The 26,220-nt window shown below is 32.2% G+C and carries 40 protein-coding genes; 17 read left to right on the top strand and 23 right to left on the bottom strand.

Features of this window, described 5'->3' with window-relative positions; all coding sequences use genetic code 11:
- Window positions 1–551: 551 nt before the first annotated feature.
- The 3 genes from WDZ98_RS02060 to WDZ98_RS02050 all read left to right on the top strand — a co-directional run bounded on the left by WDZ98_RS02060 (window position 552) and on the right by WDZ98_RS02050 (window position 2,034).
- Window positions 552–935 (top strand): nuclear transport factor 2 family protein, encoded by a 384-nt coding sequence (locus WDZ98_RS02060; RefSeq protein ID WP_368058056.1) that lies wholly within the window; start codon window positions 552–554, stop codon window positions 933–935.
- Between the two features lie 119 nt (window positions 936–1,054).
- Window positions 1,055–1,540 carry a DUF4352 domain-containing protein gene (locus WDZ98_RS02055; protein ID WP_368058058.1) on the top strand — a complete coding sequence of 162 codons (486 nt, stop codon included), beginning with the start codon at window positions 1,055–1,057 and terminating at the stop codon, window positions 1,538–1,540.
- Window positions 1,541–1,641: 101 nt separating this feature from the next.
- Window positions 1,642–2,034: a histone gene (locus tag WDZ98_RS02050; protein ID WP_368058060.1), complete on the top strand. Its 393-nt coding sequence runs from the start codon at window positions 1,642–1,644 to the stop codon at window positions 2,032–2,034.
- Window positions 2,035–2,115: 81 nt separating this feature from the next.
- On the opposite strand, the gene WDZ98_RS02045 is transcribed toward WDZ98_RS02050, so the two are convergent.
- The 5 genes from WDZ98_RS02045 to WDZ98_RS02025 form a co-directional block, all read right to left on the bottom strand.
- The gene (locus tag WDZ98_RS02045) at window positions 2,116–2,520 is read right to left on the bottom strand and encodes a PPOX class F420-dependent oxidoreductase (protein WP_368058062.1); all 405 of its coding nucleotides are present in this window, start codon (window positions 2,518–2,520) and stop codon (window positions 2,116–2,118) included.
- Window positions 2,521–2,672: 152 nt separating this feature from the next.
- Window positions 2,673–3,176 carry a helix-turn-helix domain-containing protein gene (locus tag WDZ98_RS02040; protein ID WP_368058064.1) on the bottom strand — a complete coding sequence of 168 codons (504 nt, stop codon included), beginning with the start codon at window positions 3,174–3,176 and terminating at the stop codon, window positions 2,673–2,675.
- 326 nt (window positions 3,177–3,502) lie between these two features.
- Window positions 3,503–3,805 carry a hypothetical protein gene (locus WDZ98_RS02035; protein WP_368058066.1) on the bottom strand — a complete coding sequence of 101 codons (303 nt, stop codon included), beginning with the start codon at window positions 3,803–3,805 and terminating at the stop codon, window positions 3,503–3,505.
- Between the two features lie 21 nt (window positions 3,806–3,826).
- Complete coding sequence (gene purC / locus WDZ98_RS02030) at window positions 3,827–4,651, bottom strand: phosphoribosylaminoimidazolesuccinocarboxamide synthase (protein WP_368058067.1); 825 nt, start codon at window positions 4,649–4,651, stop codon at window positions 3,827–3,829.
- Window positions 4,652–4,768: 117 nt separating this feature from the next.
- Entirely contained in the window at window positions 4,769–5,842 is a 1,074-nt protein-coding gene (locus tag WDZ98_RS02025; RefSeq protein WP_368058069.1) for an L-threonylcarbamoyladenylate synthase, read from the bottom strand.
- Window positions 5,843–6,036: 194 nt separating this feature from the next.
- Between WDZ98_RS02025 and WDZ98_RS02020 the strand changes: the two genes are divergently transcribed.
- Entirely contained in the window at window positions 6,037–6,237 is a 201-nt protein-coding gene (locus WDZ98_RS02020; RefSeq protein ID WP_368058071.1) for a hypothetical protein, read from the top strand.
- Window positions 6,238–6,253: 16 nt separating this feature from the next.
- Here the strand turns inward: WDZ98_RS02020 and WDZ98_RS02015 are convergent, their stop codons facing one another.
- From WDZ98_RS02015 to purS, 6 genes are all read right to left on the bottom strand, one after another.
- The gene (locus WDZ98_RS02015; RefSeq protein WP_368058073.1) at window positions 6,254–6,640 is read right to left on the bottom strand and encodes a hypothetical protein; all 387 of its coding nucleotides are present in this window, start codon (window positions 6,638–6,640) and stop codon (window positions 6,254–6,256) included.
- Between the two features lie 35 nt (window positions 6,641–6,675).
- The gene (locus WDZ98_RS02010; RefSeq protein ID WP_368058075.1) at window positions 6,676–6,954 is read right to left on the bottom strand and encodes a DUF427 domain-containing protein; all 279 of its coding nucleotides are present in this window, start codon (window positions 6,952–6,954) and stop codon (window positions 6,676–6,678) included.
- A gap of 51 nt (window positions 6,955–7,005) precedes the next feature.
- Complete coding sequence (locus tag WDZ98_RS02005; RefSeq protein WP_368058077.1) at window positions 7,006–8,442, bottom strand: amidophosphoribosyltransferase; 1,437 nt, start codon at window positions 8,440–8,442, stop codon at window positions 7,006–7,008.
- Window positions 8,435–10,600: a phosphoribosylformylglycinamidine synthase subunit PurL gene (gene purL / locus WDZ98_RS02000; protein WP_368058079.1), complete on the bottom strand. Its 2,166-nt coding sequence runs from the start codon at window positions 10,598–10,600 to the stop codon at window positions 8,435–8,437. Before purL ends, WDZ98_RS02005 begins: the two co-directional genes overlap by 8 nt.
- Complete coding sequence (gene purQ, locus WDZ98_RS01995; RefSeq protein WP_368058082.1) at window positions 10,597–11,277, bottom strand: phosphoribosylformylglycinamidine synthase subunit PurQ; 681 nt, start codon at window positions 11,275–11,277, stop codon at window positions 10,597–10,599. The genes purL and purQ overlap by 4 nt, the downstream gene beginning before the upstream one ends.
- Window positions 11,278–11,409: 132 nt before the next feature.
- Window positions 11,410–11,676, bottom strand: a complete 267-nt coding sequence (gene purS / locus WDZ98_RS01990) for a phosphoribosylformylglycinamidine synthase subunit PurS (RefSeq protein ID WP_368058084.1) — start codon at window positions 11,674–11,676, stop codon at window positions 11,410–11,412.
- A 282-nt stretch (window positions 11,677–11,958) separates the two neighbouring features.
- On the opposite strand from purS, the gene WDZ98_RS01985 reads away from it, so the two are divergent.
- Genes WDZ98_RS01985 through WDZ98_RS01975 form a run of 3 tightly spaced genes read left to right on the top strand, consistent with a single transcriptional unit; the run spans window position 11,959 to window position 13,476 of the window.
- Window positions 11,959–12,426, top strand: coding sequence for a hypothetical protein (locus WDZ98_RS01985; RefSeq protein WP_368058086.1), 468 nt, complete (start codon window positions 11,959–11,961; stop codon window positions 12,424–12,426).
- 30 nt (window positions 12,427–12,456) lie between these two features.
- Window positions 12,457–13,248, top strand: a complete 792-nt coding sequence (tatC, locus tag WDZ98_RS01980; RefSeq protein WP_368058088.1) for a twin-arginine translocase subunit TatC — start codon at window positions 12,457–12,459, stop codon at window positions 13,246–13,248.
- Between the two features lie 24 nt (window positions 13,249–13,272).
- A complete protein-coding gene (locus tag WDZ98_RS01975; RefSeq protein WP_368058090.1) occupies window positions 13,273–13,476 on the top strand; it encodes a twin-arginine translocase TatA/TatE family subunit in 204 nt (67 codons plus the stop codon).
- On the opposite strand, the gene WDZ98_RS01970 is transcribed toward WDZ98_RS01975, so the two are convergent.
- From WDZ98_RS01970 to WDZ98_RS01960, 3 genes are read right to left on the bottom strand one after another with little or no spacing between them, the layout of a single operon-like run.
- Window positions 13,473–13,901 (bottom strand): SRPBCC family protein, encoded by a 429-nt coding sequence (locus WDZ98_RS01970; protein ID WP_368058092.1) that lies wholly within the window; start codon window positions 13,899–13,901, stop codon window positions 13,473–13,475. The genes WDZ98_RS01975 and WDZ98_RS01970 overlap by 4 nt on opposite strands.
- 7 nt (window positions 13,902–13,908) lie before the next feature.
- On the bottom strand, window positions 13,909–14,466 hold the full coding sequence (locus WDZ98_RS01965; RefSeq protein ID WP_368058094.1) for a UbiX family flavin prenyltransferase: 558 nt from the start codon (window positions 14,464–14,466) through the stop codon (window positions 13,909–13,911).
- Between the two features lie 58 nt (window positions 14,467–14,524).
- Window positions 14,525–14,668 carry a hypothetical protein gene (locus tag WDZ98_RS01960; RefSeq protein ID WP_368058096.1) on the bottom strand — a complete coding sequence of 48 codons (144 nt, stop codon included), beginning with the start codon at window positions 14,666–14,668 and terminating at the stop codon, window positions 14,525–14,527.
- A 95-nt stretch (window positions 14,669–14,763) separates the two neighbouring features.
- Between WDZ98_RS01960 and WDZ98_RS01955 the strand changes: the two genes are divergently transcribed.
- Window positions 14,764–15,855: a DUF1297 domain-containing protein gene (locus WDZ98_RS01955; RefSeq protein ID WP_368058098.1), complete on the top strand. Its 1,092-nt coding sequence runs from the start codon at window positions 14,764–14,766 to the stop codon at window positions 15,853–15,855.
- A gap of 628 nt (window positions 15,856–16,483) precedes the next feature.
- Complete coding sequence (locus tag WDZ98_RS01950; protein WP_368058100.1) at window positions 16,484–16,744, top strand: hypothetical protein; 261 nt, start codon at window positions 16,484–16,486, stop codon at window positions 16,742–16,744.
- Here the strand turns inward: WDZ98_RS01950 and WDZ98_RS01945 are convergent.
- Both WDZ98_RS01945 and WDZ98_RS01940 read right to left on the bottom strand, forming a co-directional pair.
- The gene (locus tag WDZ98_RS01945; protein WP_368058102.1) at window positions 16,741–16,989 is read right to left on the bottom strand and encodes a hypothetical protein; all 249 of its coding nucleotides are present in this window, start codon (window positions 16,987–16,989) and stop codon (window positions 16,741–16,743) included. The two genes, WDZ98_RS01950 and WDZ98_RS01945, sit on opposite strands and share 4 nt — an antisense overlap.
- A gap of 163 nt (window positions 16,990–17,152) precedes the next feature.
- Entirely contained in the window at window positions 17,153–17,542 is a 390-nt protein-coding gene (locus WDZ98_RS01940; RefSeq protein WP_368058104.1) for a hypothetical protein, read from the bottom strand.
- 36 nt (window positions 17,543–17,578) lie between these two features.
- On the opposite strand from WDZ98_RS01940, the gene WDZ98_RS01935 reads away from it, so the two are divergent.
- On the top strand, window positions 17,579–17,773 hold the full coding sequence (locus WDZ98_RS01935) for a hypothetical protein (protein WP_368058106.1): 195 nt from the start codon (window positions 17,579–17,581) through the stop codon (window positions 17,771–17,773).
- On the opposite strand, the gene WDZ98_RS01930 is transcribed toward WDZ98_RS01935, so the two are convergent.
- The gene (locus tag WDZ98_RS01930; protein WP_368058108.1) at window positions 17,774–17,992 is read right to left on the bottom strand and encodes a hypothetical protein; all 219 of its coding nucleotides are present in this window, start codon (window positions 17,990–17,992) and stop codon (window positions 17,774–17,776) included. It abuts the gene before it with no gap.
- A 60-nt stretch (window positions 17,993–18,052) separates the two neighbouring features.
- Complete coding sequence (locus tag WDZ98_RS01925; RefSeq protein ID WP_368058110.1) at window positions 18,053–18,478, bottom strand: bifunctional nuclease family protein; 426 nt, start codon at window positions 18,476–18,478, stop codon at window positions 18,053–18,055.
- 140 nt (window positions 18,479–18,618) lie between these two features.
- Between WDZ98_RS01925 and WDZ98_RS01920 the strand changes: the two genes are divergently transcribed.
- On the top strand, window positions 18,619–20,433 hold the full coding sequence (locus WDZ98_RS01920; protein WP_368058112.1) for a CBS domain-containing protein: 1,815 nt from the start codon (window positions 18,619–18,621) through the stop codon (window positions 20,431–20,433).
- Between the two features lie 36 nt (window positions 20,434–20,469).
- Window positions 20,470–21,294 carry a hypothetical protein gene (locus WDZ98_RS01915; protein WP_368058114.1) on the top strand — a complete coding sequence of 275 codons (825 nt, stop codon included), beginning with the start codon at window positions 20,470–20,472 and terminating at the stop codon, window positions 21,292–21,294.
- Here the strand turns inward: WDZ98_RS01915 and WDZ98_RS01910 are convergent.
- On the bottom strand, window positions 21,291–21,539 hold the full coding sequence (locus WDZ98_RS01910) for a hypothetical protein (RefSeq protein ID WP_368058116.1): 249 nt from the start codon (window positions 21,537–21,539) through the stop codon (window positions 21,291–21,293). The genes WDZ98_RS01915 and WDZ98_RS01910 overlap by 4 nt on opposite strands.
- A gap of 78 nt (window positions 21,540–21,617) precedes the next feature.
- On the opposite strand from WDZ98_RS01910, the gene WDZ98_RS01905 reads away from it, so the two are divergent.
- Window positions 21,618–21,851: a hypothetical protein gene (locus tag WDZ98_RS01905; RefSeq protein WP_368058118.1), complete on the top strand. Its 234-nt coding sequence runs from the start codon at window positions 21,618–21,620 to the stop codon at window positions 21,849–21,851.
- A gap of 16 nt (window positions 21,852–21,867) precedes the next feature.
- Window positions 21,868–22,434, top strand: coding sequence for a hypothetical protein (locus WDZ98_RS01900; RefSeq protein WP_368058120.1), 567 nt, complete (start codon window positions 21,868–21,870; stop codon window positions 22,432–22,434).
- On the opposite strand, the gene WDZ98_RS01895 is transcribed toward WDZ98_RS01900, so the two are convergent.
- On the bottom strand, window positions 22,426–22,701 hold the full coding sequence (locus tag WDZ98_RS01895) for a DUF5615 family PIN-like protein (protein ID WP_368058122.1): 276 nt from the start codon (window positions 22,699–22,701) through the stop codon (window positions 22,426–22,428). The genes WDZ98_RS01900 and WDZ98_RS01895 overlap by 9 nt on opposite strands.
- Window positions 22,702–22,783: 82 nt before the next feature.
- Here WDZ98_RS01895 and WDZ98_RS01890 point away from each other — a divergent pair, with 82 nt between their 5' ends.
- Window positions 22,784–23,017: a hypothetical protein gene (locus WDZ98_RS01890; RefSeq protein WP_368058124.1), complete on the top strand. Its 234-nt coding sequence runs from the start codon at window positions 22,784–22,786 to the stop codon at window positions 23,015–23,017.
- A complete protein-coding gene (locus WDZ98_RS01885) occupies window positions 23,001–23,207 on the top strand; it encodes a hypothetical protein (RefSeq protein ID WP_368058126.1) in 207 nt (68 codons plus the stop codon). The genes WDZ98_RS01890 and WDZ98_RS01885 overlap by 17 nt, the downstream gene beginning before the upstream one ends.
- Here WDZ98_RS01885 and WDZ98_RS01880 read toward each other — a convergent pair.
- The 3 genes from WDZ98_RS01880 to WDZ98_RS01870 all read right to left on the bottom strand — a co-directional run bounded on the left by WDZ98_RS01880 (window position 23,204) and on the right by WDZ98_RS01870 (window position 25,473).
- Entirely contained in the window at window positions 23,204–23,521 is a 318-nt protein-coding gene (locus WDZ98_RS01880) for a hypothetical protein (protein ID WP_368058128.1), read from the bottom strand. The two genes, WDZ98_RS01885 and WDZ98_RS01880, sit on opposite strands and share 4 nt — an antisense overlap.
- 50 nt (window positions 23,522–23,571) lie before the next feature.
- A complete protein-coding gene (locus tag WDZ98_RS01875) occupies window positions 23,572–23,949 on the bottom strand; it encodes a DUF6659 family protein (protein ID WP_368058130.1) in 378 nt (125 codons plus the stop codon).
- A gap of 393 nt (window positions 23,950–24,342) precedes the next feature.
- Window positions 24,343–25,473, bottom strand: a complete 1,131-nt coding sequence (locus tag WDZ98_RS01870) for a hypothetical protein (RefSeq protein WP_368058132.1) — start codon at window positions 25,471–25,473, stop codon at window positions 24,343–24,345.
- 506 nt (window positions 25,474–25,979) lie between these two features.
- On the opposite strand from WDZ98_RS01870, the gene WDZ98_RS01865 reads away from it, so the two are divergent.
- Window positions 25,980–26,204 carry a hypothetical protein gene (locus tag WDZ98_RS01865; RefSeq protein ID WP_368058134.1) on the top strand — a complete coding sequence of 75 codons (225 nt, stop codon included), beginning with the start codon at window positions 25,980–25,982 and terminating at the stop codon, window positions 26,202–26,204.
- The last annotated feature ends 16 nt before the right edge of the window (window positions 26,205–26,220 follow it).

Genomic DNA, 26,220 nt, shown 5'->3' with positions numbered 1-26,220 from the left:
TTGGCAATATTTTTTCTAAAAACCCCCCCCCCTTATTTGACATAAAATGTGTGTTCAAATGCACATCCATCCAGTAAAATCAAAACAACAACATAAAAAAATGTGATAAAAACAGTTTTGCAGATTAGTGAAACTACAATAAACGAATCATTTGAGTCAACTAACAACCTCTTTGATCAATTCAGATTATTCACATCAAGTTTATTTTCTCAAATCATGGATGAAATCACAATGCTTTTACAAAATTTAGCAAAATAATCAATTTGGGGATAATACGCCTAGGCGTTAAACCCCCCCTGAAAAATATGTAGTTTAGTCACATTATGAAATTTTCAAAAATGGGTATTTTGGAGGGGGGTATGACACTTGTGCCTAGAGGTGAAAGGCAACACTAATTCCACCAAGCTCTCCCATCTAAACATCCCCAAACTATTATAGTCGTGCGTAAAAGCTCAACCCCTAAAAAAAGGGCCATAAAACATCAAAAATAAACAGTATTGTGATCAGATGATTGGTGAAAGTGTTTAATTTATGATGGATTAGAATACATTATGTCAAATAAAGAATTGATCAAAAAATTCTATATCGCCTTTAAAAATAAGGATATGCAAACCATCAGTCAAGTGTGTGATAAAGCCATAGAATGGAATACATTGAAAGGTATGCCTCATGGCGGGAAATATGTTGGTCTAAAAGCAATTTTTGAGGATTATTTTTCAAATATGTTATCAAATTTTGAGGAATTTCATGCAATTCCTGAGGAATACATTGAATCAAAAAATCATGTAACAGTTATCGGAAAATATCAAGGAATTTCAAAAACAGGTAAGGATTTTGATGTTCCGTTTTCACATGTGTATCACATGCAAGGAAATAAAATCAAACAATTTAGACAATTTACAGATACTAAAATCATACAAGATACGTTGAGTTAACTCTTAAAGTCACAAATACAGCATTAACATGTAATTAGATGAATTAATCCAGAAGTTTAGACGTATTTTTACCATTATAGAGGCGTTTCAACTATATATCAAAATATTTCACAGTAATCATGACAGGACTTGGAATTGTTGTGGTATTTGGTGCAATAATTGCGTCAATGGCTGCAGGGATATACGCCTATACTCAGTATCAAGCAAATTATATCGAATCAGTTGAAGGAGAGATGGTAAAAGTAGGGCCTGTGGAGTATATAATAACATTTGAAGGAACTCATCAAGGAAATAAAGAAAAAATGCCGGAAAACACATTTGTGATGATTGGAATTAATGCAAAAAACATCAGCAGTGATGCAACAATCATTTCAGGAGGACAATTTTACATTGTTGATGAAAAAGAACAAAAGCACGAAGCAGTATTTGGAGAATTTTCGCCAAGTGATTTATTTTTAGAAACATTAGAGCCAAACAAACCAATACAGAGAACAACACAATTTGATATTCCATTTGATGAAGAAAAACAATACAAGATTATCATTAGACCACAAAAAGAACAATCGACTGTAGATACTGCATCTATTTGCATAACAAACTGTTGATCGATATTTTGTAAAAACAAAAAATGTGTCAAATTTTATTATGGTTTGCATAGTAATGTGTGACTTTTACCATATAACACACATGATTTTTGAAAAATACCATGGCAACATCCAAAGCCAAACGAGCCGAAGCAGCTAAAAAAGCAGCAAGAACTCGAAAGAGAAATGCAGCTAAAGCAGCAGACGAGGCATTAAAAGCAGCAGCAAGTCGTAGGAGAAAGGCAGCAGCAACTCGAAGGAAGAATGCAGGTAGTGCAGCTCCAAAGAGAAAGGCAGCTAAACGCAGAGCCGCTCCAAAGAGAAAGGCAGCAGCTAAACGCAGAGCCGCTCCAAAACGAAGAACTGCAGCTAAAAAAGCAGCTCCAAAGAGAAAGGCAGCTAAACGCAGAGCCGCTCCAAAACGAAGAACTGCAGCTAAAAAAGCAGCTCCAAAGAGAAAGGCAGCTAAACGCAGAGCCGCTCCAAAGAGAAAGGCAGCTAAACGTCGTCGTTAAGCTGTCCCGCTATCTTTTTTCTAATTTTTTATATTGATTTAATTATATTTCTAAATTCGAATTTAGAAACATATTAAATTTCTACTCTGACATCTTTAATTCAGGTAAAACAAAAACTTTATGGGGTTTAATTTTTAGAGTTATTCGTTTTTCATTATCTTGCTTGAATGGATAGTGTTCTCTATTCATGTATTGCCGGGTAAGCTTGTCTGCATGTGTGTAATCATAATCTGGAATTATTTCTTGTACAACACCACGAAAAGTAGTCATGTCAAGTGGATTATCTTTTGATACAACAGATACTGCAACGCGAGGATCACGTAAAATATTTTTGTGCTTTATTCTTCCTTCAGCAGTGTTAACCAAAACATATCCATCGTCATAGTTTGCCCAAACAGGAGACACCTGCGGAGAACCATCTTTCATAATTGTTGCAACAAAAACCAGATTTTTTTCTGAAAACAACTTTATTATTTTTTCATCCATTAATTTTCATCTCACAGTATTAGTAACAATACCTTTTGAGGTACAAAGACAGATAGTAATTTTTGAGAATTTTTCACATATTTTGTAACACAGATCAAATTTTTGTTTGATCGCATGAAGTTAGTTTGTGTTGTCATTTTCTGCTCAAAAGACTATTTTGTATTGGATTTTTCAAGAACATTAGTCATTGCTCTATTCATAATCTCCATGACCAAGTATTGTGAGTAGTCTTCAGATTTTTTACCCTTTGATTTGCCAGTTTTTGGTGATAATCCTTTGAGGATTTTTTCAATTTTTGTAGAAGTGTTAGTAATCACTTTGGAATATGTTGAATCAAAGTCTTTAGGAATCTGAAAATCCAATAGTTTAGTTGAGGTGCTATAAAATTTTGTAATAGCGCCACGAGATTCTTCAATTCTTGCAATTTCAATCAATCCAGATTCTTTTAGAATTTCTAAATGATGACGAACAGTAGTTAGTGCTTTTTTGTATCCTGTTTTTTTAAGGGCAGTAGAAATCTGATCAGCAGATAGTGTCTGATGATAAAGAATTTCCACAATTTTAGCTCGTGCAGGGTCGTCAATTGCACGTGCCTGACCAATACTTGTTGTAACGGTACGATTAACTATGATTTGCTTTTCTAGTAGGGTAGACATACAAAACTACGTCTCAAAGCGATCTAAAAGATCCATGTATCATATTTTTTGTCTAATCGCATCAATTTTTGTTTACTTGCATAAATGTGATACCGTTATCAAAAATACAGTAACCAGTACGAGATACATTGTAATGCATTCAATATTATTGATAGCGATATGATAATTATTGTACAAGTAAAAAAATTATTGGAACGGTTTTAAAAAAAATTAAAAAATACAAAAAAAGAAAAATTAGAAAATTATGTCAAAAAATTGCCATCAATACACCACATCATAAATCATAAAAAATGTAATTCGAGTTGAGAGAAGACAGTGTACGTAGATTAAGAATTCAATGAAGAAACAATTGCTTGTTTGATGACTGCCAATTTATCATTGAATACATCGGATACTAAATTCATCATTTCAAAAGTTGATTCGGCAGTACTTTCTTGTCCAGTGTCAGTTAGTTTATTTTTTAGATAGTCAGTAGATTTTGCAACAAATGAATGGTAAACCATTCCAAGTATACAATCAGCTAAATGTACATCCCAATTTTCAGAGTTCACCATATTCACATACGACGGAATTTGATTGATTACAATATCCATTAATGTTTCAATTTCTGTTTTGTCCTCAATTCCCATGATTCATCAATTTAGAGAGAGTTAAAGAGTATTTCTAGTTAATTTCTCGTATGCAGTTATGTATCGTTGAGTCATTTTTTGAATTAATTCAAATGGCATTATAGGAGGAGTGGGTTCACGTCCTGCATCACGGTCATCATCAAATTGTTTTTGATATCCATTAGCGGTTAACCAATCACGGAGTAGTTGCTTGTCATATGCTTCTTGAATTTTTCCAATCTCAAATGAGTCTTTAGGCCACAGTCTATATTCATCAGGACCAATCGAGTCACCTAATGTGATTTTTCCATCTAATAATCCAAATTCTAATTTTAAATCAGCCAAGATAAATCCTGCAGCATCTACGATTTTGACCATTTTTTTGTAGATATCAATTGAAGTTTGCTCCAACCAAACATATTGTTCTTCTGTAACTAAATTCATCTCTAGTGCTTTTGATTTGTTTATTGGAACATCATGTTCAGATTTTGTAGTAGGATCAAATATTGGTTCCAGCAATTTGGCAGCTAGTATAGTATTAGTTCCTTCAGGCAATATGACTTCACCTTTTTTCCATCTGCTAACCAAACTACCATAAAAATAACCTCGAACGACACATTCTATTGGTAACATTTTCATCTTTTTTACTACAATCTCAGTATCAGATGCTCGTTTCACAAAATGATTTGGTACCGATAATTCATTGAACCAAAATTCTGCAAATTTACAAAGAACTTCACCTTTTCGTGGAATATCTTGTTTGAATTTAACATCGAATGCAGAAACCCGGTCTGAAAATTTGAATAAAATACTAGATTCATCCACTTCATAAAGATCCTTTACTTTACCACTTGTAAGAAACTTCAACTAATTATGATTAATTTTGACAGAATTTAACTGCTAGGGCACTGAATTATGATATAATACTCATAAGAGAAGTTTATTTTAATTTCATGTTTTGTTTGTATCTTGTTTATCTTAAATTCAGTCGATTTTGATCTTTTTATAGGCAGCTTTTTCGAGTCTATTCATTATTCCAAGACCTAACCCCTTACGATTTATACCGTGTACAAGGATTACATCTATTTTTTTTACATCAAATTCTCTAAATGTGTTAAACAAGTTAGCAGCTAGCACATCTAACTTATTTCCTAGAAAAACAGTCATGTCTGATTTGTATTTTGTATTGGAAATACTCATTATCCCAACTTTTTTCCCCTGTTTTTGGAATTGCGCCAAAAGATGCAGAGTTTTGTTTTTTACTTTATCTTTTGAACCCTCAATTAGAATTATTTTGGCATTTGGAGAATAATGCCTATATTTCATACCAGGTGAACGATGAATTAATTTTGATTTTCTTTCATGTATAGATGAAGGTAGTGCAATTTTACCAATAAGAGATTGTAATTGTTCTAAGGATATGCCTCCTGGTCTTAACAATGATGGATGTTTTCTAGAAAGATCAATCACTGTGGATTCTATTCCGATTTTTGTTTTACCGCCATCAAGTATCATGTTAATTTTACCACCCAGATCATCAAAGACATGTTTTGCTATGGTGGGGCTTGGCCTTCCAGAAATATTTGCAGAAGGAGCTGCGATAGGCACACCAGTTTCACGAATTAATGCTTGTGCAATTTTGTTTTCAGGCATTCTTATTGCAACTGTGTTGATTCCACCAGTAGTAATTTTTGGAACTATTTTTGATTTTTTCAAAACTAATGTGAGAGGTCCTGGCCAAAATTTGGCAATTAATTTATGTGCAGTGTTTGGGATGTGATCTACTAACATCTTCAGATCTGAAATATCTGAAATGTGAACGATTAACGGGTTATCTGACGGTCTACCTTTTGCAACAAATATTTTTTTGACTGAACGTGAATCTAATGCATTTGCTCCAAGACCATATACTGTTTCTGTTGGAAATGCGACAAGATTTCCAGATTTTATTACTTTAGCAGCCTGTCTTATCTTTGAAAGTTGTGGATTTTTTGGATTAATTTTAAGGATTTCTGTGTGCATTTTTACTTGATTTTTGATTAGTATGCTTGCAGTCATATTAAGAGTATGGATAAACTAAAACATCAGCCTCTGAATGAGCAGAATTGTGTTGATTAAGATATCCAAATAATCTAAATTTTCGAACACGATATTAAATCAGAATTTAATTGAAACAAGTATCGTAAATTCTGAAATCAATACATAGCCTTGAGAGAGATATTCAAAAATACCCACCATTGGATACCCAACATATGAGTAATCTAGATGAATCAATAGGAAAAATACTATTAGAACTTCAAAAAAGTGATCCTGGCACATTCAAAGAACTTATGAGAAAAGCTCAAAAAGAAAATCCTGAACTTTTTGAAGCAGATAGTGATAGAGATAATGAAGAGATTGAAAAATATAATTTAGAAATAGATGAATATAATAAAAAAATCGACGAGAATTAGAACCACATGAGGGGTTTCAAGAACCCATCATTCCAACCATTTTAGGCATTTCACGGTATGCTTTGTTTACAAAAATAGCATTATCGGCACTAACCATTACAAATTCCATAGAGTTTTCAGGGGGAGGTGAAACTATTATTTTTTGTCCAGATTTCAAAGTTCCCAAATCTAGTGTATCTCCCCCTCCAAAATTCACACGAACATTTGTCAATGATTGTGAGCCAGTGTTTTGGATAGTAACACGACCCATAACAAACATGTTTTGTTTGTCCAATATAGGATCAACGAAAATATCATATTCTTGAGTAGATATAGATAATTTCAAAATATCCATGCCAAAAACTATTGTCATGATTACAATTACCATAACACCGACACCGATAATTATTGTATACTGCTTCACAGATTCTCTATAGACTTTCAGATAATTAAGAATGATTATTGTACTTTAACGCCATTCCAAAATGCAATCCTACCTTTGATTTTTTCAGCAGCCTCGTTAGGTTCAGCGTAGTACCAAGCACAATCTTTGTTAGTTTTTCCATTCACAACTACAGAATAATAATTGGCCATTCCCTTCCAACCACAAACAGTAGTCAGTTCAGTTTTTTGGAAATACTCTTGTTTGATTGAATCAAATGGAAAATAATGATTTCCTTCCACTGCCACAGTATCATCACTTTCTGCAATTATAACATCATTCCAGATTGCTTGCATAGCAATAGAATATTTCAAACTATATTTAATTAAACCTGAAATAAATTGAATTTAATTTGTGGCTTTGACTTGTTCGCGTTTAGTAAAATCAGGTTTTATTCCCAACGAATCATAATTTCCAGAAGAACACGTAAAACACATGGAGTCTTTTGGAATTCCAACTGCATTAGCTAAATTATCAGCATCATTATATCCTAAAAAGTCAACACCTATACTTTGTCTAACCATCTCAGTAATCTCATCACTAGTCATAGTTTTCCCATTGGTGAATGTAGCAAGTTCTTCTTGAGAAGGAAAGTCAATTCCAGCATAACACGGATAATTAATTTGAGGATATGTAATTAACATACTAATTTTTTTGGCACCTGCACGACGAAGAGCCTTGATAATAGCTTTGGAACTAGTACCTCTAACCAGACTATCATCAATTACTACAACATGTTTGTCTTTAATTATTTCACTAATCGGAATTATCCAGCGATTTATTTCAACTCTGTCACTTTGATGAGGTTCAATAAAACTTCTCAATGGACCTTTCTTACTATATCTGTCCTTTAGTAAACCTTCATCAAAAGATATGCCAAGTTCTTGTGCATAGCCTAGTGCCGCAGGCCTTGCAGAATCAGGTACAGGAATTACCAAATCAGCATCTTTGATTGGGAATTTCTTTGCCATTAATTGTCCAATTTTTTTCCTTGAAACGTATATGTTATGTCCTTCCATTTTGCTTGAAGGATGTGCAAAGTAAGTAAATTCAAAAGAACAGTGTGCACGAGAAGGATCACTTGAAAATAATTCAGTCTCCAATCCACTTTTACTTAATTTAATTAGTTCTCCAGGAACTACATCTCTTTGAAGTATTGCACCAACTGCAGTAACTGCGGCCGATTCAGAAGTTACAATGTATGTATCATCAGATTCCTTATATCCTAAAACCATAGGACGAAATCCTTTAGGATCACGTGCTGCATAAACAGAATTATCATCAGAAATAAATGTAAAACAATAAGATCCGACCATCTCATTTTTAAGAATAGATAACGCTTTACCCATATCACCATTTTCAGAAATTAATGAAACAAGTCTTTGTGCTGCAACAAGTGTGTCACTCGCGTTTTGAGGAGTAAAAGAACATCCACCAACTAAATTAGATAGTTCTTGAGCATTTGCAATTGTGCCATTATGTGCAATACAGAGATCTTTTACTTTCAATGGCTGTGCATTTTCCAGAGTACTAGTGCCCATTGTAGAGTATCGAACATGTCCAATAACACATGGGGAAGCATATTCTTGAGCAATTTTTTTAAAATCAGATGAAGAGTGTGAAACCAGTCCTACTTTTTTAAACGGAAGTTTGTTTGGAACTGCAAATCCCCAAGCTTCTTGTCCTCTATGTTGTAATGCACGTAAAGCATCAAAGACCATAGGAACGACATTAGTTCCAGATAAACTGTAAATTCCAACAACGCCACAATTTTCTTTAACCATTAAGCATCAAATCCCTTAACGAATTTAACCAAGTTTTTTGCGCTTTATCAACTCTTAGATCTACAACTGTCTTTGCGCCATTTGTAAATTGAATTACATCTCCACCAAATTGACCAATCTCCTTGAATGAGATATGATTTTCTTTAAGAAAAGTTTCAAGTTTTTTTAGATTTTTCTTCTCCAAAGATAAAAGATAGCGAGAATGACTTTCAGAAAATAAAATTCTATCAACATCCATCTTTTCGCCAGGTATTTTATCTAGAGAAACATTACAGCCAATTTGATTTATCATACATATTTCAGATATTGCAATTGCCAATCCTCCTTTTGAACAATCATGTACATCTTTGACCAAATTATTTTTAATGGCATCCAATACCGCAGTCATATTTTTCTTTGAATCTTCGAAAACAACAGAGGGACATTTGCCACCTACAAAATTGTGAATGTATTCAAAGAACTCAGAGCCACCCAACTCATTTTTAGTATCACCTACAATAACTAGGCAATCAGAAGATGAAATCTTTTGAGGAATTGAGGGTTTTTTGTCAATCAGTCCCAACACTCCAATTACAGGAGTAGGTTTTATCGAACCTGCAGGAGTTTCATTGTACAGACTAACCTTTCCTCCAACACATGGGATATCAAAATATTTTGCAAAATCAGTCAAACCTTTCAGAGATTCTAAAAATGTCCAAAAAATTTCAGGGTCTTTTGGGTTTCCAAATTGAAGATGGTCAAGCATGCCAATTGGAGTAGCACCAGTACAAACAACATTTCTGCACGCTTCCTCAAAACATCCGATTGCCCCTTCACGAGGATTGATGTAGCAATGTTTTGGATTTCCATCAATTTTTGCAGAGAGGTATTTTCCATTATCCAATCGTAATACTGATGCATCTCGCCCAGGTTTTACCACAGTTCGAATTCCAACTTCATGATCAAATTGTCCATAAACCCAAAGCTTACTTGCAATGTTTGGAGAAGCAAGTAATTTCATCATAACTTTAGAGTAATCAAGTATAGGTTTGAATTTTTTTTCAGCTTCAATAGTTTTCAGATAGGAAGGTTTTGATGAAGGTAAATCAAGCAAGGTTGCATTTGCTACTACATCAGTAGGAAGATTAGCAAATGTTTTGTTGCCTTTTTTCACATGCATTTGATTATCAAACGTCACGTGACCAATTACAGAGCAGCTAATGTGGAATTTCTTACAAATATCTTTTAATTGTTCAAATTTAGGTTTGCTAGTTATAATCAACATTCTTTCCTGAGATTCAGACACCATGATTTCATCAGGACGCATATCAGATTCACGAGTGTGGACTTTGGCAACATCCATTTCTATACCAATTTCTAATGCATCAGCAGTTTCCGAAATTGCACAAGACAATCCACCACCTCCAAGATCTTTCATTGCATGAATCAATTTTTGATTTCTTGCCTCCAAAACCGCTTCAATGATTAGTTTTTCAATGAAAGGATCAGGAATTTGGACAGCAGAACGATCTTCAGATTCAAGAGAATCAGATGCAAATTGAGAACCGCCAATGCCATCCCTTCCAGTTGAACCCCCGAGCAATATAACCAAGTCATCTTTTGTGGCATGGTTTTTTATCAAATTTTCTTTTTTCCCAAAGCCTATTGCGGCAACATCAACTAGAGCATAGTTTTGATAGCATTCATCAAATTCTACTTCTCCTCCAATAGTTGGAATTCCCAAACAATTCCCATAATCTGCAATTCCAGTTACAGCATTTTTAAAAAGCCATCTTGCATGTATGTCTTTTTCAATATTTCCAAATCGTAATCCATCAAAGATTGCAATAGGTCTAGTACCTGCAGATAATATATCTCGTATTACTCCACCGACACCTGTTGCAGCACCACCATAAGGCTCTACTGCAGATGGATGATTGTGACTTTCAATATGTGCAGTTATAACATATCCGTTACCAACATCTAAAACACCAGAATCATATCCTTTTTCATTAATTACAAGTGGACCTTTCATTGGAAGCATTTTTAGATGTTTTTTAGATGATTTGTATGAACAGTGCTCAGACCATTCAGCAGCTACAATCTGTAATTCAGTCGATGTTGGATCTCTACCAATTTTTGATTTTAATTCAGATAATTCTTGTTCTTCTAAACTCAATTACCCACACCTATTTTTGTCAACAACGATTCAAAGATAAGGGAAGAGGGTTTGTTATCAATTGGATTAATTTCAGATTCTACAGCTCTTTCAGGATGAGGCATCATTCCAACAACATTTCCGTCTTCATTACATACACCAGCAATTCTATCAGATGACCCATTAACAACTTCACTATATCTGAACACGATTTGATTTTTTTCCTTTAAAGTTTTCAGAGTTTCATCATCAGCATAATATCGACCTTCGCCATTTGCGATTGGGATTGGGATTTTTTGATGGAGTTTGAATTGATTAGTGAATGCAGTTTTATTATTTTCAACAACTAAGTTTGTCCATTCACACATAAAATTAAGAGATTGATTTTTGAGTAACACCCCAGGAAGTAACCCAGACTCTACAAGAATTTGAAATCCGTTACATACACCTAAAACAGGAATACCTTTTTCAGCCATTTTTCGTACGTCTTTGATTATTGGACTGTGAGCCGCAATTACACCTGCACGAAGTCTATCGCCATAGGAGAAACCTCCAGGAAGAATAACTGCATCAATATTTTTAGGTAGTCCTTTTTCATGCCAAAAATATTCTGCGTCAAGATTAAAGACATCAGTTAGAACATGATACATGTCACGATCACAATTACTGCCAGGAAAAACTACAACCCCAACTTTCACAATGGTATTAGCATTGAGAGATTATAATACCCTATGATTAATCAGATGGTTTTTACGATCAGAATTTCGGAGATTATTGTTGATTTTCCAGAACATTTGATGTGTGATTTGTACTTGCCAAATCAGATGTGATTATTTCTCAGCATCAAAAACGTCTATTGTAACTTTACTCACCATGGGATTGTATATTCTTAGTTCATCACAAATCTCTTGAACCTTGAATTTGGCAGATTTTTTGTCTTTTTCTTTAATTGTGAATTTTAACATCTTTGCGGCCTTGATTTTAGAAACTATTTTATGAGTTCCTTTTAGAACTAGATCATTTAGAATTGTATCGCCTTCAGGATCACTGATACCAGGTTTATTTTCAATTGTTACGTGAACAATAAAAGAAGCCATTAACAAATCTAAAAATAAAAGTGAGGTTAATCTATCTTCCGAATAATTTTATATTTTTATAGTAATTTTAAAGGCATCTGATTTTAAATTCAATTCACGAATGTGTAAAAAATTATGTGAGAGAAAATAATATTTGACTAGACACGAGTTTAACAATATTTGTAGAATTCAGCACATATCCTTAAGTTATAAAAAAATTGCACAGATTTACGATGAACCATGACAGAAAGTCTAGTCGTGTAGATATTGGAATTTATACCAGAATAATTTACAATAGGATACATGGCAAAAGGCAGAATGAGATATTGGAAAATCACTTCTGATGAATTATCAGGATACACATATGATGAAAAGAATTTGCTAAATTGGGAAATCAAGTGTGTGAGAGAGCCAGAGAATGAGGCTCATTTTATTGGAGTTTTCATGTATCGACATGGAACCGCATATGATTATGAATCAGTTAGAGGGATATGTTATTTCCACAACAATATTGACAGAAAGGAATTACCAACAATCACTAGTTTCTTGCAAGGAAAATTTGGAGGTAAAGATATGGAAAAAGGAGATAGAATATTCCTAAAAGGTTCAAAAGAAATTTTCTCAGCTAAAGATATTGCGTCATTGGCAAAAGAAATGGAATCAAAATTTAACATGAAGGCAATCATTTCTTTAGAATTTGAGGGCATTACTGCAGATGCACTTAAAGCAGCAGGACTTCCAGAATCAAAACTCTTGCCAATTCCAACATAATTGATATAGTTTAAAACACAATGATATCAGATGGCAGAGTTAGAAGATATTGGTAAACATTTAGAGGAATTAAGAAAAAGAATAATTAGAATAGTATTAGTTATTGGAATAGTTACTGCATGTCTTTTATCATTGCATATAGAGCCAATACAGATAGAACAAATTACTTTGTATTATCCAACACTTGATCCACTAAACAATATTTCAGCCCAGATTACAAATTATATGAAAACAAATCTTGTTCCAGAAAACGTACAATTGATTCAAACAGCGCCAGGTCAAGCATTTTTTGCTCAAGTGTACATTGCGGCATTAGTTGGAATAGTGATAGGAATGCCAGTGATCATTATTGAATTAGTGAGTTTTATCAAACCTGCGTTAAAAGAGAACGAGATTAAGATCAGTAGAAGCATTTCTCTTCCAGCATTAGGATTGTTTATTGCAGGATGTGTATTTTCTTACTATTTTGTGATTCCATATATTTTGGAATTTTTATACAGATATGGAGAATCAGCAGGATTAGTAACTTTTCTCAACATCATGGATTTTGTTACATTTGTTTTACAATTTTTATTGGCATTTGGATTTTCATTTCAGCTTCCGATTGTAATGTATGCTGTATCTGCATCAGGAATAATAGACTCAAGCTTTTGGAGAAAGAATATCAGATATGCAATTGTAGTAATTGTAATTTTTGGTGCAGTAATCACCCCTGATGGTAGCGGCATAACAATGTGGTTTGTTTCAATTCCCATGATGGCACTCTATATTGCAGGTATGACGGTAATTGAGCGTAAAGAACGTAAAAAGTCTAACACTTAAATCTCAAATCAAAGAATAGGCAGTATGCAAGGAACTGAGATCATCATCATAGTAATTGTCATAGGAGTATTAATTTTTGGTGCAAAGAAAATTCCAGAGCTTGCAAAGACATTTGGAAAAGCAAAGGGAGAGTTTGAGAAAGGAAAGATTGAAGGAGAACAAGAACTCAAAGAATTCAAAGGCGAAATTGACGAGTCAAACAAGGATAAAAAAATTAAATCAGACTAATTTTCAATAATGTTTACAAAGTCATCTAAAATCTTACTATACTCTTGTTCATAGTCATTTTTTCTAAACATACTAGAAATCAATGATTTTCCTTTGAATTTTAAATCAACGTCAACGATAATTTTTGTAGTGTTTTCAAGTTCAATGAATTGCTGTTTAAAATAACTCCCTTTAATATCACCACCAATTACAAAAACCTCATGAGACACAGGATTCTCAGAGACATGTTTTGCCATAATTAATAATTCTTGTCTACCTAAGTTCAGATATTCTTCTACAACTGAGACATTGTTACGAATTGAACGTACACGTACAGATGGAAAATGTTGTGGAAATAATTTTTGATAGTTTTCAAAATTAGAAAAAACTTCAAATACAAACTCTCGTTTTGCGTTGACTATTCTTTGTAAAGAAAACTTTGGCAAGAGTAATCTAAAATGTACCCCAACGAGGGTATAAATTGTGTTCTATGTCAAATTGATCCAAACATTTTCCAACACCATGATTAACCATATCGTCAATTGATTTTGGTTTGGTATAAAATTCAGTTACTGGAGGCAAAATTATAACCCCAATTCTAGACAGTTTTAACATGTTTTCTAAATGAATTGCAGACAAAGGTGTTTCTCGAACCATCAATACTAACTTTCTAGATTCCTTTATTGTAACACTAGCAGCTCTGGATACAAGAGTATCATCATAACCATTTGCGATTGCAGATAGTGTTTTCATGCTACATGGAGCAACAACCATTCCATCAATTCTGTGAGTGCCACTAGAAACACTTGCTGCCATATTTTTTTCATCAGAAGTATGTGTTGCGAGTGATTTTACATAATCAGAAGTATACTCTGTTTCCATCGAAATACATTTTTCGCCCCATTCAGACATTATCAAATGAGTTTCAACGTTTAGTTTTTTTAGTGTCTCAAGCATTCTAACTCCATAGATTGCGCCAGTACTACCAGTTATTCCAATTACTAGTTTCAACGATTAATCATTAAACGTCAGAGTATTTTATGTATTAGATAGAAAGAGAAAATTAACACTAGATGTTTGTAGAGTCAGTATTATCCGTATTAGATAATTCTTGGGTTGTTTTTTTCCGCTTAAACCACATGAAAATACCTGCAGCAAGCATAACAGGAAGAATAAGCACACCAAGCATTTGAAGTTCAAAGTGATACAGCATGGTTTGTATCAAACACTAATTGAAAAAAGTCTATTGATCAATCGATCTGATTAATCAAAAATTAGCTATATTAGATCCCAACATTTAGGCATAATGTGATTAAAAGTTCGGAGATTAAGAAAATAGTCAACGGTTATTCAGATGTGAAAATCGGCGTTCTTGGTAGTCACTCAGCACTAGAAATAATGGATGGTGCAAAAGATGAAGATTTTCAAACTAGAGTCTTTTGTCAAAAAGGACGAGAGGGACCATACCAAAGATTTGGACGTATTGCGGATGAGATTACAGTTTTAGACAAATTCAAAGATATGGCATCAGCCAAACATCAAAAAGAGTTACGAGATTCTAGTACAATCATTGTTCCTCACAGATCACTTACAGTGTATCTTGGATACAAAACAATTGAAAATTCATTTAAAGTGCCAATTTTTGGAAACAGGAAATTATTCCAAGCAGAAGAAAGAACTGCAAAAAAAGGACAATACTATCTTTTGGAAAAAGCCAGAATAAAATATCCAAAATTATTCAAAGATCCAAAACAAATTAACAAACCATGTATTGTCAAAGTACAAGAAAAAAACAGACCACTTGAAAGAGCATTCTTTACAGTTTCATCATACAAAGATTATGTAGACAAATCAGAAGAAAAAATTAAGCAGGGAGTTATTGCAAGAAAAGATCTTCAAAAAGCAAGTATTGAAGAATTAGCGATTGGAACATATATGAATTTTAATTTCTTTCATACGCCAATTTCAGATCAAGTAGATTTTATTGGAATTGAAAGGAGACTGCAAACAAACATTCATGATTATAATGCACTCCCAGCAAAACAACAATTAGATATTGACGTAGATTTGCAAAATATTGAGGTAGGCCACACTCCAGCAAGTATCCGAGAATCATTGCTTGAAAAGGTAATCAAAATGGGAGACAAATTTGTATCTGCAGTAAAAAAAGAATATGCGCCAGGAATAATAGGACCATTTTCACTACAAAGTGTGATTACAAAAGATTTGGAATTAGTGGTGTATGATGTATCATTAAGAGTTCCAGGAAATCCAATTGTTGCAACAACGAGCCCATATACAAAATATCAATACGGAAAAACATTTGGGGTAGGTCGAAGAATTGCCATTGAAATTAAACGTGCCCAAGAAGAAGGGCGATTAGACGAGATTGTTACATAATTTTAGACATATGTAATATCTGAAAAGAAAATAAGGCGCATACCCCTAACTGCAGAACTCTGAGAGATTCCCTCTCGTGGTCAAGCGTCTAAACGTTTGATTGCCTCTTTTGTTCTGCGGGGCAGCGCAATCTAATCGCCAGATTTTACAACTAACGACATCAATTACTATAAGATAAATTAGTATTTAAGATTTAATGCAATTTATTTCAATAAAAATATAGTAAAAATATAAATTTTATATTAATTAATACTAAACAGAACTATAGTCATAAAATAACAAACTAAACAAAATACAGACAATTGTACAGTAAAAGATACTTGAATTGAGTCTACCAATCAAGATTCAAAATAATGTGAATAAAAAATGAGATTTGTTAGGTTAAAAATATGTAAAAACAAAATTCAATGTTTAATCATACAAGTATTGTAAATTTGCTAAAAGCCAATTAATTTACAAAAATATATTTTCAAGAAAAAACTCCAAATAGTGTTAATTGGTTAGATTGGGAATATACTGAATACCAATCATTCTAATTTTGAATGATTAAAACGGTTTGACATTCAAAATGGATTGCTGATACCAATTAACAGTACAATTCTTTAGTATCTATTCTAATCAATCACATATGGGAAAGACCATTTTCATTAAAGAAATTATCACAATTACTAAAGAACCAATACTTTGTCCTACATGTCAAAAACAAGACAGATTAGAAAAAAACGTTGTGAGAGAAGAAAGATCAGGAGGAAAAACAATTTTGTGTTCAAGATGTGAGGCATTAACAGTTGTAACAAATTATAATCTCAAACAAGTAAAATTGTCATCAATTAGAGACGATACAATTATGCTAAAAGAACCACATCTAATAAGAAAGGTAGCATACTAGTTTTCTGATTTTCCAAGCAATTCCTTAATAACATATCCGCGAACATTGGCAAATTCCCATTCTCGCAGATTAGCATTACGACATTCTTCTTTAATAATCAGTCCTGCCAAACCATTACTCCAAATATGACGTTTTGTATCATAAACTTCAATAATTTTTCCATGTTTTGTGATTTTAATTGCACCATGACACCTCTGAATTACTTGCAAAGCTACTTGTTGGTAGATTTTTTCAAAATTGACCATGGAATGAGATAGATACAATCATATCAAAAACGTTCTGATTTCCATATTGAATAATAATATACATTAGAAATTAAAAGACAAAGTGCTGATGATTAACCAACAAACTAAGCTATAACTGATAGATGATGAGTTTGCCGAATTATGAAGCAATTTTAAAGTCAAATTAGGTGTGTCTTTCAACTACATTTACAGTCATAGACAATGGTGGGGACAACGCATTAGGATTATCGATGCTTTCCCAAACAAATACCTGTATATGATACACTCCAGATTCATGTGGAATCCAAGATTGTGCAGGAGAAAAGGATTGTCTTGGAGACAAAGATCCAGTTAACCAAGAAAGCGAAATCACAATATCGTCATTATTTCTCACTTGTGTAATATATGCAAAATTTTGCTGTGTTTCTTGATTGTTTGAAATATCAGCCATAATCATAATTTGTTCATCAACATAATGAATTTTATTTTCAGAAAATGTTTGCGTTGTAACAGGATCTGCAAATATTGATCCCAATCCAGGGATCAGCACTAATAAAAATATAAGAATTTTCATGATGAATATTAGTAAGAGTGGCATTTAATTTAGATAATGAAAAAACTACCTGAAAAATTTCCAGAATATTTGATTATGTATAAAACCCTATCAGAACAGATTAAAAAAATAAAGAAAAACATAGAACGGTATGAAACAAACGAAATAGAAACAAAAGTCAAGAAATACAAATTAGAAATGAATAAAATTAAAGAAATGTTTCCAGAGAGTTTTTTGGATGAATTTGATTAGTTATTCATGTGAATGGTCATGACCACAACCACATTCATGATCATCATCTTTTAGAGACATTAGTTGTTGTACCATTTCATCACGAATTTTAAGTAAATCACCAATTTGTTGTTTCATAGATTCAGAGCCCCAATTTTCTTGTTGTAATTCTCTTACGACATCGATAATTTCAAGATCCACATTTAGTAAATTATCCATCAATTGTTCTTGTTCATTCACAAAAATCTTCTATCACACTAGAAGAAAAACCATTCTAATCAAATCACATATGTTGTAATTCTATGCTTCCATACTTTCTTTTAATAGATTTTTTCTAACCAAAATGGGAATATTATAAAATGCACCTAGAGCCATAGCATCAGATGCCCTGTAATTTCTTAATACAAGGTCTTTTTTACCAGTAAAATACAAGTTTGCTCGCAGTACTTGACCACTTTCGTAGATTTTTACTTTAACCAGAACTAGTTCATTTTGTTCACAAATTTCTTCAATCATCTTGTAAATAGATGGGGCCGCCTCACCGTCACGATCACCAAAACTGGAGATATGTTTTGCAACTTCACCAGAAAATGCACGCATGTGGAATTCTTTGCCATTGTCAGCCTTTAGAACAACCATTCCCTCTACAGCATAAGGGTCAACGAATCCAACATAATCAATTTTTACAGAGTCATAATCAGGCTCTTGTGCTTGATCAATTTCCATCGTATTACGAATAAACTAGTCATTCAGTGTTTATAAAGATAGCAAACAAGATCATGTTGAAAAAAGAGAATCATTTTGAAACGATCACGCAGTAATACCTGACCCCAAATTATTTAAAATCCCCAACGGTGTTTAGCATAATGTCAACAAATCCAGAACAAGCCGTATCGTATGTACTTAACAAATTAGTCTCAATATACATGCATAATGATTTTCTAACTTTAAATCAAAATACACACACACGAGAAGCTACAAGGATGTTACAACATTATGAAACAGATGACATAATTGTGACTGATGAAAATAATAACCCAGTAGGAATTGTAACAGATGATGACATTCTAAGTAAAGTTAGTGATGCTACAGTATTTGCTGAAAATACAGTATTAAAAGACATTATGAGTACCCCATTAATCACAATTCATGAAAAAGCAACACTACAAGATGCATTACACAAAATGAGAGATTCTCATATTAGAAAACTTCCAGTAGTATCAAAGAAAAACGTGGTGATTGGAATGATCTTTCAAACAACAATTGCAACGGCAATACGAGATGCAACTGCAACCAATCCACGTCATTTAAGCCCTCCAATAAAAGCAATATTAGGAAATTTAGGATTTGTATTACAGTTTGCAGGAGTTTTGTTATTAGTACCAGCAATCGTTGCGACAATTTTAGAAGACACCACTACGGCCACAGGAATTTATCTCACCACGGTTCTTTTACTTGTAACAGGATTTTTTCTAAATTCTTATGGTGAAAAAGCGGCTCTCAACCTTCAACAGGCGTCAATACTAGTATTTTCAAGTCTATTCTTACTAACATTGTTTGGAACTGTTCCTTATCTGTATGTTCAACCAAATGACTCTACAGGAATAGAAATGTTTGCCAATTCGTTTTTCTCAAGTGCTGCAGGATTTACAACCAGCGGAATATCACTTTATGACGAACCAGAAAAACTTTCTCAAAGTTTCACATTTTATCGTAGTTATACACAGCTTGTAGGAGGAATGAGTTTTATCTATTTGGTAATTACAGCGTTTTATCCAGAATCAAAATTACGATCAATGCGTAGCTTTATTTCTGGAAAAACTCTTCATATGAAAGAGCTTTTCTCCACAATTACAATAATTTTTACAGTGTATATTGTCATTGTTGCAGTGTTATTGTATTTATTTGGTGAAAGAAATATTCTAGATAATTTTTCATTAGCAATGAGTACACTTGCGACAGGGGGATTTGTGCCTACATCAACTATTTTAGATGATTTGTTGTGGCAAGAAGAATTGGTTTTGATGGGAGCAATGATATTAGGTGCATTACCATTTACATTCCATTATGCATTTGTAAGAAAAAAATTCCTATCCCCAAAACTTGGAAAAGAAGTTTTAATTTATTTTGCTGTATTAGGTAGCGCAACAATTTTATTCATTACAATCAGCGGACTAGAACCGTTACAAAGTGCATTTTACTCAGTGTCAGCAAGTACCACCGCAGGACTTCAAATGGAAAGTCTTGCAGGACTAAATGGAGGAGCTCATTCTGTTTTGATAATTCTGATGTTGATTGGAGGATGTGGATTTTCAACTGCAGGTGGCTTGAAAATATTCAGAATCATGCATTTGAAAGACTGTAAAGCATTTTTTAGCAAAGCAAGAAGAAAGGGATTATCAAGTACTGCAAAAAAAGATCTCACTGCAACTCTTATCATTATTGCTTTGTTACCCATTATTGCTGCAATAACAGGAGTGCATCTTGCATATGCAGAAGAAGTGTCATATCAAATAGCATTTTTTGAAGCAGTGGGAGTAATTACAACAGGAGGATTATCGGCCGGAGTGATTGATATAGATACAGATCCTGCTACTAAAATAATTTTGTCATTTTTGGCGATATTTGGAAGGTTAGAAGTTATTGCACTAGTATACATTTTTGTTCCTAAACTAAGTTAGGACAGGATTTAATTTTGCAAAAACAAATTCAAAATCATGATTAAAACAGACAAAAATACCAATAAAGGAAAAAAATTAATCATTATAGGATTTGTAACAATAGCAATTATCTTTTTGCTGTATGGAAGATATCAAGATCCAGAGCTTTTAACACCTAGTGCAATTGAATCTATTCAAAGAATTGCGTATGGATTTTACATAATTCTAACAGTGTCATTTGGAGGCATCGCTTTTGGAATGTATAGATATCATAAAGAAAAAGTGGAGAACAAAGGAAAAGATCTATCTTCAATAATCGCGCTTACAACGTGGAATTCAAAATCTCGTAAAATTTTTGTCATTACATTTATCGGTTATGGAATATTTTTTTCACTGGTTTCTGGAACACTAGTATATCAACCTGAAGTTAATTTTTCATATCATTACGGAGCTACAATCCCATCAGGATTTATCGCCCCATGTTGTGATGGACCAGGATATATGCCAAAAATAATCATATACTTAACAGAGCATATAGGATTACAAATAATTCCAATAAATTTGGTGTTGCAAGTTATTGTTTCATACTTGGTAGGATTAAACTCAGCAATTGCTGTGAATGCATACACAATCTCTAAGAAAGGCAGAGGTGCAAGTAGTGTTGGAGCCATTGCAGGACTGTTCATTGCATGTCCAACATGTGCAGGATCATTTTTATCAATATTTATTGGAACCGCAAGTGGAATAGCATTATCAATTGCATTAACACAGTTACAAACATTGTTCATTGCGATTTCAATACCAATATTACTTGTGACACCGTATATCATGGCAAAAAAATTACGAAATACGGATGGAAGTTGTAAAATAAATCCAAACTAGAATTTCTTTACTTCAGGAATTTTATGATTGCCAATATCATAACCATCACGACGTAAAAATTTTAGTGTGAGTTTATAGATTATTTCATCATGATCTACCATATCTAGAATCTCAGTCCACAATACTTTGCCTTTCTCTTCAATGAGTTGTTTAAAATCAGGATTCATTGATTCGGCGATATTGCGACAATGATCAAAGGTTTTCCCATTTTTGTAGGCATTTACACGCCTATCACAGGCATCCACATTTAGATGATCATCGAAATTGTAAATAAACTTAATTTGTATGACTTCAAACAAATACTGGATAAAAAAATAACACACATGGCAATTAAAACAATTCAAGAATATGTCGATTTTTTTATAAATCTAAACATGGGTGAAAATGTCACTCTTTTGAGCTTTGTAAATAATGAAAAAATGGTGTTAAAACAAAAATTAGAATACAAGAATTTAGAAAAAGAGCCAATTAAAAAAGGAATAGAGATTTTAGAAGAAATAGTTAAAGAAATTAACGAATTAGGGCAAAATGTAGTGTTAGAAAAATATCAGACGTAAAGGGTAGGAAAAAATAATGGATAAAAATTCAGAAATTATCAGAATTGAAATCATCAGAATTCTAAATGAAAATGGCAAAACAAGAGGTACGGATCTTGCTAAAAGAGTGATAGAAAAAGTAGGTAATGAAAAAACAGTGTATCGTGAAATTAGTGCACTAGTAGAAGCAGGAGAGATAGAAAAAAAAGTGCACAGTAGAGCACATATAGAATATGAACTGATCAACCTATCTGAATCAGTCAACAATCAACTCAAAGATTTGCACAGTGAGATAGAAATGGTTTATGAAGAAATAGTGAATTTTGATGAAATCATAAAAGAAGAAGGGTTTTCATTTCATCAAAGATTAAGATCAGTCATTCATCAAATACACATAGTGCAATCAACAGATGGAATCATGAAAATGCTTTCATATTATCCAACATTTAAAAAAGACAAAATGTACTCCCAAATTATTAGAAAGATAAATGACTGTTGGGAAGCAATTATGGATAATATAACACATCAACAAGAAGGCAATTTTCTAAATGAAATTCTTGCTAATTTAAGAATGATGCATACAGATTCAAAGAATTTAAACTAGCGATTTTAGTTTTTCTAAAACTAGTTTAAAAATTTCATTATTATCTAGCAAAATATAGGGTAAATCATTTTCTTCACATGCCTGTCCACTTTCAGTATCACGAGTTACAAGAATCATATCATTTTCTTTGGCAAAGCTTATGATAGAATAATCAGTCCTTAATTTATGACCATCAGATCGTAATTTTTTTACACTGTAAGCATCATAGCCTAACTCACGAAGTTTGTCATCCCAGCCATCATCCATTTCATCAATCAAAATTTTCATATTTTTTGTTAATTTTATTTCAATATTAGTGTAAACAGATATCAGTAATCAAGTACTTATTTTCAAAAAAAACTATACAACTATGGATGTAAAAGACGATGATATAACTGAGGAATCAAAGAAAAACCATATTTCATATTACAGATCATTGAATAGGACTATTTCAGAAATTCAAGATGAAAAAAATCAAGAGTCCGAGCCTGCCATCAAAGAACATCTTGAAAATAGAATTGATGCGATGGAGAAAGACAAGAAACGAATCAGGGACATGTTTCCAGACACTAAAAAAGAGGAGTGGGATGGCTACACCAACTGAAAAAAATCACAACAAACATCTAGATTTACTACACGACTATAAAATTTATTTAATAAAATATGTAGAAACATTAGAAAAAATAGACAAACAGTCAGAATTTGCAAAAGAATGGAACAAAAATACAATCAAAGAAAGAAAAGAAGAGATACAAGTAATCGATAAAATATTAAAAAATTTGATTCGATTTTAATGGAGTTTTTCAATCACATCATAAAGAGCATTACAAAAATCATCAATGTGTTCAATAGATACACCATCAAACCAGGCAATTTCTTTATCAATATTATATCCCTCAAAAGCATATTTTGAGTTGAAATTCACATAATCAATCTCAGTGTGGATTAATTTATCAATTTCATCTTGAGTCTTTTTTGACAAGTTATAATCACAGGTCATTAAATCAACTTGAACAAAATAATTTTTATGGACAGGATTGATTTTAGCTTTGATAAACGGTTTATTTTGTTGTTTACAGTCACGATAAAATTTATCGAACTCAAACATTTTAGAATCACCAAAATATTTGTGAGAAGCCATGAGATAAAAATTTGTGATTAAAGATTAGATGTAATTTTTTTGATTTTTGTAATTAATCGAATTTTTGTATTAATTGGCATTTCAGGCTCCATAGTAAAGTAAACAATATTTCTTTTTGTATAAATTACCATTTGAGAAACTTTCTCTCTCTCAACATGAACATATCTTACTTTGCCAAGAGATTTATCGAATTCTTTTCTCATGGCTCGTCTTTGAGCAACTTGTTTACAAAAATGCTCTTCTTCTTTTTGGGTTTTTAGACTTGTTTTTCCTGCTTTCATTATTGCTTCTCTAATCTCACCTTTAGGATCAATGATGGCGGCAAATCTCATTTTAGAATCAAGTTGGATAATTTTTTGAACTATTAGCAAAAGACCTGTTTTCTTAACTGCCATGAGTGAGTAAAAAATATTTACTAAATATAAGCTATGAAACAGTCAAAAAAATAATTCATCAGGATAAATTTAAAGTTCTTTGAAAAAATTCAGATCGTATAAGAGAATTCATCCTCAAAGCATTAGAATTGGAAAAATAGTTAATTCATGAAAAATTCAGGTGTAAACATTACACCAGAAAATAGAGTGCTTTGGATAACAAAATAGGTGTTACTAAACATGATTTTACACCTAAAAAAAGCAAAAAATATGCTTGAAATGAGGAATGTAGACTGAACTACAACATGATAATCTTAAACAATAATTGAACAAAAAGAGGAAGAACAAAATATCAATACAATAACAACGACATCTCCAAATGAACAGGAGGAAATTACAATTAAAATCAGATAGTTATTTTGTTTTTTGTATTGTAGGTTTGTTTGCAGATTTTTTCACTGTAACTTTTGAGACTAATTTCAATTCTTTATCTTTTTTTAAAATTTGATTTTTAAGTATTTGTTGTTTTTCCTTTAGTTTTTGATTTTTAGCTTTAATGTGAATTTCTAATTTCTCTCGTTTTTTCTTTAATGTATCATACATTTTTTCCTCTTTTTTCAATTGTTTGGCCAATTCAGATTGAGATTTTAATTTTGATTTTTCTTCCTCAGTTTTTTTAATAATCAATTCTTTTTCTTTTGTAATAATATCAATGAGATCAAGTCGTTCTTTTTTAGTTTTGATTAAATCCTGTTCTTGGATTTTGATCAATTTTTTTAATTTCTCAGATTCTGTAAACTTTGCTTTTTCTTCTTTGACTTGTGAAACAATATACTCATAATCTTTCTTTGTTTTTTCTAATTCAGATTGTTTTGATATAATTTCGTGCGCAATTTGAGCCTGTACTGAAAGTCTAGATTTCTGATCATTGGCCATTTGTGCTAGCAATTCTTTTTCATTTTGTATTTGTTTTTCAATTTTTTCCTGTTCTAATTGTGCCTGCACAAGTTGCTTTTTTTGTAATAATAGGTCTCTAGAAATTTTAATTTTTTCTGATTCTATTTTTTTGGCAATGAATAATTTTTCTTGTTTTATTTTTACTAGCTCTTCTTTTTGTAAAATAATTTCATTAGAAAGTTTTGTTTGAAGTTGAATTCTATTGCGTTCTTCATTGATCTGAGATTCAAGAGACAGTTTTTCTTGTTTTATTTTTTCATCGTATTCTTGTCTATGAGTGATTAATTGAGAGAGATTTTTACGTTGTAACAAAATCTCATTATTGATTTTTTGTTGTTGTTCAATCTTATTTTGTTCATTTTTGATGTTTTCAGTAATTTCGTCTATCTGAGGTTCAACATTTACATGCCATCCTTTAGACAGAGTGCCTTTAATTTTAACTGGATGTGTTGTAGTTATAATTTCCTTATCAAATTGAGTAGAATTTATTTCATGATTTTCTAAATGTGATTCTTTATTTGTAATTTTGAATTCTTGGTTTGCGATTTTTAATTTTGACTCCAAGTATTGAGAGTCAGAATCATACAAAGTTTTATTGTTTAAAAGAACATCATAGATGTATTGTAATCTGCCAGGTTCCCCAATTCCAGAGTCAATTAGATTTTTAATTTTTGGTAATAGTGTATTTTCCTGTACAGGCTCATCTTCAACAGAAAATGAAGAATGTAATTTTTTTTCAAGATATATTTTATCAGAGTGATATAGAGAACGATTGTTTTTTAAAGATTCTGAAATATGATATAATCTTCCAACATCCCCATCCCCATCAGTAATTAAAGACTCTATTTCAAATAGGGTTTTGGATAGAGATAGATTTTGTAATTAAATCACCTTGTCGATTATTTTTAAATTAATCTACTAAAAATAACTTTATAAAAAAATTCACATATGTATGAATTTTAGATGATTAGATCTGAAAAACACTACAAATTAATGAGATTTTTGATTGGAATTGTCAAAACAAAAAATCAGGCTAAATGAAATGATGTATTGTTGTTCTTGTTATTTATTAATCAGAAAAATCTACTTTGAATATGAAGATGGCGCTTGGTGTAATCATTATCGGAGTAATTATGTTTGTCAGCGGTCTTATTTTGTTTTACACAATAGAATTAGGTCAAACAGAGCCAGTATTAAGACTGATTAAAAATACAGGTACATTTGTCGGGATAAGCGGGATGGGCGTAGGTTTAGCAGGGATTTTACTATATCTGATTAACAGAAATGAACCATCAATGCGCGAATATACAAATGAATGAATTGGATATCACATAT

It is taken from the genome of Candidatus Nitrosopumilus sp. (genome assembly GCF_040878665.1).
Lineage (GTDB): Archaea > Thermoproteota > Nitrososphaeria > Nitrososphaerales > Nitrosopumilaceae > Nitrosopumilus.
The sequence above is the reverse complement of the archived record's forward strand: the minus strand, read 5'-3'. Positions and strand labels throughout refer to the sequence as shown.